Origin of the sequence: Mesorhizobium sp. M7A.F.Ca.CA.002.15.2.1 (genome assembly GCF_003998715.1) — a bacterium.
Classification (GTDB): domain Bacteria; phylum Pseudomonadota; class Alphaproteobacteria; order Rhizobiales; family Rhizobiaceae; genus Mesorhizobium; species Mesorhizobium ciceri.
Genome location: NZ_RZPI01000186.1, coordinates 1 through 8537, shown reverse-complemented (window position 1 = coordinate 8537; position 8537 = coordinate 1). Strand labels below are relative to the sequence as shown.

The 8537-nt window shown below is 63.6% G+C and carries 9 protein-coding genes, 1 tRNA gene and 1 riboswitch; of the genes, 3 read left to right on the top strand and 7 right to left on the bottom strand.

The genetic code is table 11. The annotated features are described in order from the left end of the window. Window positions 1–35: 35 nt before the first annotated feature. From ENZ74_RS13085 to ENZ74_RS13075, 3 genes are all read right to left on the bottom strand, one after another. Entirely contained in the window at window positions 36–806 is a 771-nt protein-coding gene (locus ENZ74_RS13085) for a CbtA family protein (RefSeq protein ID WP_013531118.1), read from the bottom strand. Between the two features lie 15 nt (window positions 807–821). Further along, on the bottom strand, window positions 822–1001 hold the full coding sequence (locus ENZ74_RS13080) for a CbtB domain-containing protein (protein WP_013531117.1): 180 nt from the start codon (window positions 999–1001) through the stop codon (window positions 822–824). A gap of 35 nt (window positions 1002–1036) precedes the next feature. Next, a riboswitch (cobalamin riboswitch) is annotated at window positions 1037–1233 on the bottom strand. A 65-nt stretch (window positions 1234–1298) separates the two neighbouring features. After that, window positions 1299–2498, bottom strand: coding sequence for an MFS transporter (locus tag ENZ74_RS13075; RefSeq protein WP_013531116.1), 1200 nt, complete (start codon window positions 2496–2498; stop codon window positions 1299–1301). A gap of 223 nt (window positions 2499–2721) precedes the next feature. Here ENZ74_RS13075 and ENZ74_RS13070 point away from each other — a divergent pair, with 223 nt between their 5' ends. Then, entirely contained in the window at window positions 2722–3720 is a 999-nt protein-coding gene (locus ENZ74_RS13070; RefSeq protein WP_063168230.1) for a DUF1624 domain-containing protein, read from the top strand. Then, window positions 3717–4193 carry an isoprenylcysteine carboxylmethyltransferase family protein gene (locus ENZ74_RS13065; protein WP_024501351.1) on the top strand — a complete coding sequence of 159 codons (477 nt, stop codon included), beginning with the start codon at window positions 3717–3719 and terminating at the stop codon, window positions 4191–4193. The genes ENZ74_RS13070 and ENZ74_RS13065 overlap by 4 nt, the downstream gene beginning before the upstream one ends. Window positions 4194–4278: 85 nt before the next feature. Here the strand turns inward: ENZ74_RS13065 and ENZ74_RS13060 are convergent, their stop codons facing one another. From ENZ74_RS13060 to ENZ74_RS13050, 3 genes are all read right to left on the bottom strand, one after another. Continuing rightward, window positions 4279–4665, bottom strand: a complete 387-nt coding sequence (locus ENZ74_RS13060; protein ID WP_013531113.1) for a MerR family DNA-binding transcriptional regulator — start codon at window positions 4663–4665, stop codon at window positions 4279–4281. A 157-nt stretch (window positions 4666–4822) separates the two neighbouring features. Continuing rightward, window positions 4823–6241, bottom strand: a complete 1419-nt coding sequence (gene mgtE / locus ENZ74_RS13055; protein ID WP_013531112.1) for a magnesium transporter — start codon at window positions 6239–6241, stop codon at window positions 4823–4825. Window positions 6242–6430: 189 nt separating this feature from the next. After that, window positions 6431–6515 (bottom strand) — tRNA-Leu (locus ENZ74_RS13050). A gap of 234 nt (window positions 6516–6749) precedes the next feature. On the opposite strand from ENZ74_RS13050, the gene lipB reads away from it, so the two are divergent. Next, window positions 6750–7493, top strand: coding sequence for a lipoyl(octanoyl) transferase LipB (gene lipB, locus ENZ74_RS13045; RefSeq protein ID WP_027160542.1), 744 nt, complete (start codon window positions 6750–6752; stop codon window positions 7491–7493). A 20-nt stretch (window positions 7494–7513) separates the two neighbouring features. Here the strand turns inward: lipB and ENZ74_RS13040 are convergent. Continuing rightward, window positions 7514–8537 (bottom strand): site-2 protease family protein (locus ENZ74_RS13040; RefSeq protein ID WP_164761020.1); only part of this gene is annotated, 1024 nt, incomplete at its 5' end.

Below are 8537 nucleotides of genomic sequence, written 5' to 3'. Positions count from 1 at the left end.
CGCCACCGCCGATGAGAAAGGTCAGTGTCTTGCGATCAGGCAAAGCTGTCGCGCAGGCTGGTCGCGGTGCCGGTGAAGCGACCGCGCACCACACCGACGACCGCTCCGAGCACCAGCCAGAACACCAGATTGGTCACGGTCACCGCCACCACGAACTGGTGATGCAGCCCTTCCGGAATCGCCGTCTCGTAACTGTCGGGCTGCGGTGCCCCGACAACATGCGGTGCGACGATCAAAAGGACGGCAAGGATCGCCAGCGGCAGCGACTTGCGGAACGCGATCAGGCCGAGACCGGCAGCGGTTGCCGCCACCGTTGCCCACCACCAGATCTGGCGCTGGGTGAGATCGGCGGCCGGCATGGCCGGCAGTTCCGGCGGCAGGCCGAGGCCCGGCGCCAGCGTGAACACGGCAAAGCCGGCCAAGCCCCAGAACACGCCCTGGCGCCAACCACCGATACCGCCGGCGAATTCGGAAACCGCGACCAGGATCAACCCGAAGCCGATGCCGGTGACGATGTTGGCAAGCACGCTGAAGGCGAAACGCTCGAAACCGTCTGCCGGCGCCCAGCCCTCGTCTTCCGCCGCAGCAGTCGCTTCGGCAGGGGCCGGAGCGGCTGTGCTCATGGCATTGCTATCCGTTGCTGCCGGAGCGGCATGGTCATGGTGATGCCCGCCGCCCGCCTGTTCGTAGACTTCCGCCTTCAGGATCAGCGGCACGGTCGCATAGGCCTGCATGCAGGCGAGAACGACGCCGGCCACGAGCCCTGCGATCGCCGCGATGAACACGACGTTGCGAAACAGGTTCATGATGTCAGCCCCTCGTCAGTGGCAGGGAAACGCCATCGAATGGCGATAGTCGTGAGCCGCATTGTGGACCGCATCGATATGCGAGAAGCCGACAAAGCCCATCACGAAAATGCCGAGCAGCGCGGCGAGCGCAAGCTGCATGAAGCGCGACTGCGAGGAGACGGAAGCGCCGAGGGAGACGGAAGCGGTAGTCATGTCTTGTCCTTTCGCCCTCCACCCGAGGGCATCGAAGTCAGTTTCCTGTCGCCGGCAGGTCTCCTGGCTCACGGATCAGCGTCCTTCCCCACCTTCCCGAAGAAAAATCTTCAGTGGCATATGGAGAGGACTACCGCACACAGTTGCGGGGGCAGCCACGGCATTGGGCGAAATCCGCCCTTACCGCATTCCCTCTTGGCTCCAAAATGGAACCGGCGACACCGGCGACTATAGGCAGAATCCTCGCGTCCGGCAAACCAAATTCCGCCGGCGACCGTTGCGAATGCGCCATGAAGGTCAAAGCGATTTCGGCAGATAGCGCCACGTCACGAAGCCGCAGACCGCCGCCAGCAGGCCGAGCGTGACGAACACCGAGCCCAGGCCGAAGAAGGCCAGCACCACCGAATAGACCAGCGGCGGCGTCAGCTCGGAAAAGTCGAGATAGGTGCGATAGACTGCCGCCATCTGCGATCTTTCATAGGAGCGCACCGAGCGCATGAAGGCGGTCGAGCCGAGCGCGTCGAGTGCAATGGTGAAGAAGGCGCCGCAGAGCAGGAAGGCGCCGGTGAGCAGCGGCACGGTTTCGCCGACGAAGCCCGCCGCCAGAAGCGCGACCGACATGGCGAAATAGGCAAATGTCATGGTCCTGCGGCCGCCAAAGCGCTTTCCCGCCTTGCCCCAGAAAATCGCCATGAACAAAAGCGCGTTGCCGGCCGAAACCAGCAGGCCGCCGGCCAGCTTGCCCTCACCCGTAATGACCATGAACAGCGGCCCATAGACGAAGAACGTCGTCCAGAAACAGGAGCGCCCAAACGCGATCAGCCAGGCCAGCCTGAGCCTGGGCTGGGCGATGAAGCGGCCGATATTGGCGAGCGGATTGGCTGGTCGCGTCTTGCCGGGACGGATCGACGGGTTGTCGCCGAGCCGGTAGGTCCAGAACAATGCCAGCAAGGCTAACGCGAACACGGCCACCGCGCCATGCGCGGCATAGACGCCGAAGCGCGTGTAGAGGAAGATGCCGAGCGTCGGCCCACCGGTCCAGGCCAGCATCGACCACGCCATGCGCAGCGATTCGGCCTGCATGAAGTCGGTCTTGCGGATGTGGTCCATGATGTAGAGGTTGAGCGTGATCGACAGCGCGCTGGCGCCCATCACCCGGCACAGCATGCCGGCCAGTTGCCCGGCAAGCGTGTCGGTGACGAAGAACAGCGAGCCAATGGCCAGCAGGCAGGCGCCCGCCGTGTAGACCCAGCGCCGGGCGAAACGGCGGATCAGCATCGGCATGAACAATGTCACCGACAGGCCGAGCATCGCCACGACGGTGTAGAGGATCGAGACGATCTGCTCGTTGTGCAGGATCTCGTAAGCCTGGATCGGGATGACGCTCGACACCGTGGCGCGGGCGAAGGATTCGACCGCATAGAGCGAAGCGAAGGTGCGCGCGTCCGCGGCCTTGAGGGCCGGTAGCCAGATCGGATGGCGCACATGGGTGGACATTGCTTTCCCCGAAGCAGATTCACCGGGTCAAATCTGCCGTGGCGACCTCAGCGCCAATAAGAGGAAACCGACGTGCATCCGGCAAAAGCGAAGCCGGCCAAAGGCTTTCCGGCACTGGCCCAATGCCGCGGCTGATCCGGCGCTATCGGCAGGGTTGCCGGTCTTCTTTTGTCCCGGGCAACCGTGATAGTCCTCCAGCGGGGCTGAATCAGAATGCGAGACCATGAGCATCCAAACGCCGACCGCACCCGTTCAGGATCGACCAAAGCGCATCGTCGCCATCGACATCGTGCGCGGCATCGCGCTGATCGCCATGGCAAGCTACCATTTCACCTGGGATCTGGAGTTCTTCGGCTACACCGATCCCGGCCTGACCGCCTTCGGCTGGTGGAAGATCTACGCGCGCTGCATCGCCTCGACCTTCCTGTTCCTGGTCGGCGTCAGCCTGTATCTCGCCCACGGCCGACAAATCCGCTGGAACGGCTTCTGGAAGCGGTTCGCCATGGTCGCCGGAGCCGCGATCGCGATTTCGGTCGTCACCCGCATAGCCACTCCGGACGGCTTCATCTTCTTCGGCATCTTGCACGAGATCGCGCTGGCCAGCCTGCTCGGTCTCGCCTTCCTGCGCCTGCCGGCGCTGCTGACGCTTGTCGTCGCTGCGCTCGTTATCGCCGCCCCCGTCTATCTGCGCTTCGAGGCCTTCGATCACCCATGGCTGTGGTGGGTCGGCCTGTCGGCGACCAATCCGCGCTCCAACGACTACGTTCCGCTGTTTCCGTGGTTCGGCGCCGTGCTTGCGGGCATCGCGGTGACGAAACTCGCCGCAGGTGCCGGCCTGCTTGCCAGGCTTGCCAATCTGGCGCCCGGTCGCTTGGCCAACCCGCTGGTCTTCATCGGTCGGCACAGCCTGGCTTTCTATTTGATCCACCAGCCGCTGCTGATCGGCTGCGTCTGGCTGTTCTCGCAGATCATGCCGGCGCAGGTCGAAACCCCGCAGGTGAATTTCCTCAAAACCTGCCAGCTGTCCTGCGAGCAGTCGCGCGACACCGAGTTCTGTACGAGCTACTGTGTCTGCATGCTCGATACACTCGAGGGCGAGTCCACGCTTGATAGGCTCTACAACAACGATCAGACTGCGGAGTGGAAAGCGCATTTGTCCGATCTCGCCGGCATGTGCACCGCCAAGACCGACAGCAAGTTGATGGAGGGAGGGGCCGAATGACCGAGAACCAGCCGAAGCCGGGGCTCATACCGTGGCCGCCGCTGATCTACATCGCCGCCATCGCCGTCAGCATCGCACTGGGCCTGCTCTATCCCCTGCCCTGGATCGGCGACCTGCTGGGCGATATCCTGTTCGCGGCCGGCTGGGTGGCGCTGTTTGCCGTCGCCGCACTCTGGTTCACCGCGATCCGCACCATGATCCGGGCCAAGACCACGCTCAACCCCAACGCTGTACCCGATCACCTGGTCACCACGGGTCCCTTCGGCGTCACCCGCAATCCGATGTATCTGGCCAACACGCTGCTGTTGATCGGCGTCGCCTTTGTCTCGGGCATCGTGTGGTTCCTGCCGCTGGCGTTCATCGCCGCCTATGCCACGCAGAAGGTGGCGATCGAAGGCGAGGAAAAGGTGCTGGCGGCAAAATTCGGCAAGAAATACCGCGACTACGCCAAACGCGTGCGCCGCTGGATTTGAGCTGGCTTTCAAGCGGCCAATCTCCCCCCTCGTGGGGGAGATGTCCGGCAGGAGAGAGGGGGGCGCTGTCCCTCAAACTCTCTGCCTACGTATTCACGCCAAGCTCCACCAGCCGCTCCACACAAGACTCCTCGGCCTGGTCGAGTTCAGCCAGCGTCTCCTCGAGGTCGCGGCGTTTCTGCCGGAGATCCTCGCGCTTTTCCTCGATGCGCTTGATCATCAGGTTGAGCTGGCCGACTTCGCCGGGCGGCTCCTTGTACATCTGGATGATTTCGCGAATCTCGTTGATCGAGAAGCCAAGCCTTTTGCCGCGCATGATCTGGCGAATGAGCTGCCGGTCGGAGGGGCGAAACAGCCGCGTGCGGCCGCGCCGCACCGGCTGCACCAGCCCTTCGTCCTCATAAAAGCGCAGCGTCCGCGTCGACACGTCGAACTCGCGGGTCAACTCGGTGATCGAATAATATTCTCGCATTGCCACTCCCACACGCCGAAACACCGGGGCGATCGCCATGGCGGCGTCACCCTTCTGTCCCGAACCAAAACCCATGCCATGCCGGAATCGACATGGCGCCCCGCGCGAGCCTCGCACGGCATTTACGTAAAAGTCAATTGAGCCAAAAGGCGTGCCTTCAGGGCACGCCGAACCACCACGTGGCAATGCCGAGAAATGCAAAGAAACCGACGACGTCGGTAACCGTGGTGACGAAGACCGCCGAAGCGACCGCCGGATCGACCTTGAAACGATCGAGCAGCAGCGGGATCAGGATGCCGGCCAGGGCGGCCACGAACATGTTGATGATCATCGCCGCCGCGATGATCCCGCCCAGATTGGGATCACGGAACCAGGCTGCCGCGACGATGCCGATCAGGATGGCGAAGACGATGCCGTTGATGAAGCCGACACCCATCTCGCGGCGAATGATGCGGCCGGCATTGTAGATGTCGAGATCCCTGGTCGCCAACGCCCGCACGGTGACGGTCATGGTTTGCGAGCCGGCATTGCCGCCCATGCCCGCGACGATCGGCATCAGCACCGCCAGTGCCACGATGTGTTCGATCGTGCGGTCGAACAGGCTGATCACCGACGCCGCCAGGAACGCGGTCAGAAGGTTGATCAGCAGCCACGGAACGCGTGAGCGCGAGGTCGAAAAGATGCTGTCGGAAAGCTCTTCGTCGCCGACGCCGCCCATGCGCATCAGATCTTCCTCGGCCTCCTGCTGGATGACGTCGACGACATCGTCAATGGTCAGAACGCCAACCAGCCGTTCGTTCTCGTCGACGACCGCGGCCGACAAAAGATCGTACTGCTCGAATTCCCGCGCCGCCTCTTCCTGGTCCATGGTGGCCGGAATGGCGTGCCGCGTCTCGTGCATCACCTCCTCGACCTTGACCGAACGCTTGGTGCGCAGGATCTGGTCGAGGTCGATGGCGCCGAGCAGCTTGAAGCTCGGATCGATGACGAAGATCTGGCTGAAGCGCTCGGGAAGATTGTTGTCCTCGCGCATGTAGTCGATGGTCTGGCCGATCGTCCAGAACGGCGGAACCGCGACGAACTCGGTCTGCATGCGGCGGCCGGCCGTCTCTTCGGGATAATCGAGCGAGCGGCGCAGCCTGATCCGCTCGGTGAACGGCAGTTGCGACAGGATCTCGTCCTGGTCTTCCTGGTCGAGATCCTCGAGAATGTAGACGGCGTCGTCGGAATCGAGCTCCTGCACCGCCTGCGCGATCTGCGCATTGGGCAGATTGTCGACGATCTCCATACGGATCGCCTCGTCGACCTCCGTCAGCGAGGAAAAGTCGAAATCGGCGCCCAGGAGTTCGACCAGCGCGCGGCGCTGTTCGGGATGCAGCGCCTCGAGCAGATCGCCGAGCTCCGACTGGTGCAGGTCGTCGACTTCATGCTTGAGGGTCAGCGTGTCGCGGTCGGCGATCGCCGCGCCGATCCGCGCCAGGAAGGACGAAAGCACGGCGCCGTCCTCGCCATAGATGTCGGCGTGGTTGTCCTCGGCGGCCCCGGCGCCGGTCGTCCGTTCGTGCTCGCCTTCCACCAGCGCCTCCCGCCACAAGAATCCCGGAAAAGGTGCAAATCAGGTCTAGAGCATCGGACCCAAGGGGGAAACCGGTTTTGGGAGAATCCGACGCTCAAAAAGAAAGTGGCGTAAAGTGCGGGAATATCAACGAAATGCGTCCGGCCCGCAGCGGGCGAGACCGGCACAAATCGGATTCTGGGAAGAGAATGGTGCGGTCGAGAAGACTCGAACTTCCACGGGTTGCCCCACAGCGACCTCAACGCTGCGCGTCTACCAATTCCGCCACGACCGCACGTGGTAGAGCCGGAACCGACCGGCTCGCGGCGTGTAGCAAATCGTTTCCGGTGAAACAAGTGCACGGCAAGCAATAATGTCAGGCGATTGGCATAATGCTCCACAGGGCCCGAACGCAGCGCCGGAACTGGACGTTTGCGCCTGATATCGCCATATGGAAGGCAAGTTGATGTCGCCCAAAGGTGCGAGGCGTTTTTGGGCGCGCCATGGACAAACGAAAAGACGATACGCCATGACCGAACGCAGCCAGATCGCCACATCGTTCCTGCCGCTTCCCGGCTCGGCACCGGTCGAATGGCTGATCGAGCCCGGCCTTACCGCCTATCCCGAGGCACTTGCCTTCATGGAGGCGCGCGCCGAGGCGATCCGCAGCGGCGCTGCCGGCGAAATGGTCTGGTTGGTCGAACACCCGCCGCTCTACACGGCCGGCACCAGCGCCCGTGGCGAGGATCTGATCGACGCCAGCCGTTTCCCGGTTTTCGCGGCAGGACGCGGCGGCGAATACACCTATCATGGGCCGGGCCAGCGGGTCGCTTACGTCATGCTCGACCTGAAGCGGCGGCGCGAGGATGTCCGCGCCTTCGTCGCGGCGCTCGAACAGTGGATCATCGGCACGCTTGCCGCTTTCAATGTGCGGGGCGAGCGCCGCGAGGACCGGGTCGGCGTCTGGGTCGTGCGGCCGGATCGCCCTGCTCTGCCGGACGGCTCGCCGGCGGAGGACAAGATCGCGGCCATAGGCATCCGGCTGCGGCGCTGGGTGAGTTTTCACGGCATCGCCATCAATGTCGAGCCCGATCTCGACCATTTCAGCGGCATCGTGCCTTGCGGCGTGCAGGACCACGGCGTCACCAGCCTCGTCGACCTAGGCCTTCCCCTGACCATGGCCGATCTTGACTTGGCGTTGAAATCCGCCTTCGAGGATGTGTTCGGTCCCGCCACGGCGTTGCCTGTCGAAGCCGAGCGCAAAGCCGGCTGATCTTCCGGATCCGGTACGGCTCAAATCAGTTGGGCAGAGGCCCACAACACGCCATAGCCATGGATGGCGAACACCGCCAGCAACGCCGCCGCCATGGCCAGCCGGTCGATGGTACGGATCGGCTTCAGCTCGTGACGCGGCTTCACCCCACTGCTCATCGTCAGCAGGCTGAGGAGCGAAAACACCGCTCCCGTCGCGAGCAGGAAGGTGGCGGAAAAGCCGGCCTGCCAACCCACGGCCAGGAAAGCCGAGAGCAGGAAGAAGGAAGCCAGCGCCAGCGCGACCGGTCCCGGACAGATCTGGCGCAGCACCTGGCCGCCGTCGAACTTCCACACCGGCACCAGATTGGCGATGTTGAACAGTGCGGCGAAGCCCGCCAGGGTCGCCAGCAGGGCCGCCGCCAGCCGGTGACCTTCCGCGCCGGCAAAGGTGCTTGCGGCGATGGCGATCGGCACCAGGAAGGCCGAAAAGCCGGCGCCCATCAATGCCACGAAAGCCACTTCGAAACGGCTGTCATAGGGCCGCCCGCCAATGGCAATGCCGCCGAGCAGCGGAATGAAGATCATCCGTGCACGGTTGTGGCCCATCAGCCGGAACGCTGCCATATGGCCAAGCTCATGCAGGGCGACCACCGATGTGAGGATCGCGGCCAGTGCCAGACCGCCGAAGTGAAGGCCGAAGAATGGCCACAGGATCAGCGCCGAAAGCCCGGCAAAGCCGACCTGGCTGAGCGGATGCTCGAACCAGCCGCCCTTGCGATACTTTCCGGTCCGCGCCCAGCGCTGCAGCTTGGAGAGTTCGCGGCGCAGGGCGAAATAGCGGAACACCAGGAAGGCAACGCCACGATAGCGATCGGTCTGGCTGAGCGTCACCCGCGTGCTGTTGCCTTCCGAAACGAGTTCGGCGGTTTCGCGAAAATCCTTCCAGAACGAAGCGTCGAGTGCCGTATCCTCGATGACACGCATCGAGAAGCGGCTGCCTTCGACGACGTCTTCAAACCGCGACTTGCGTTCGATCGGCTTGCCGTCGCGACCTTCCCAGGAC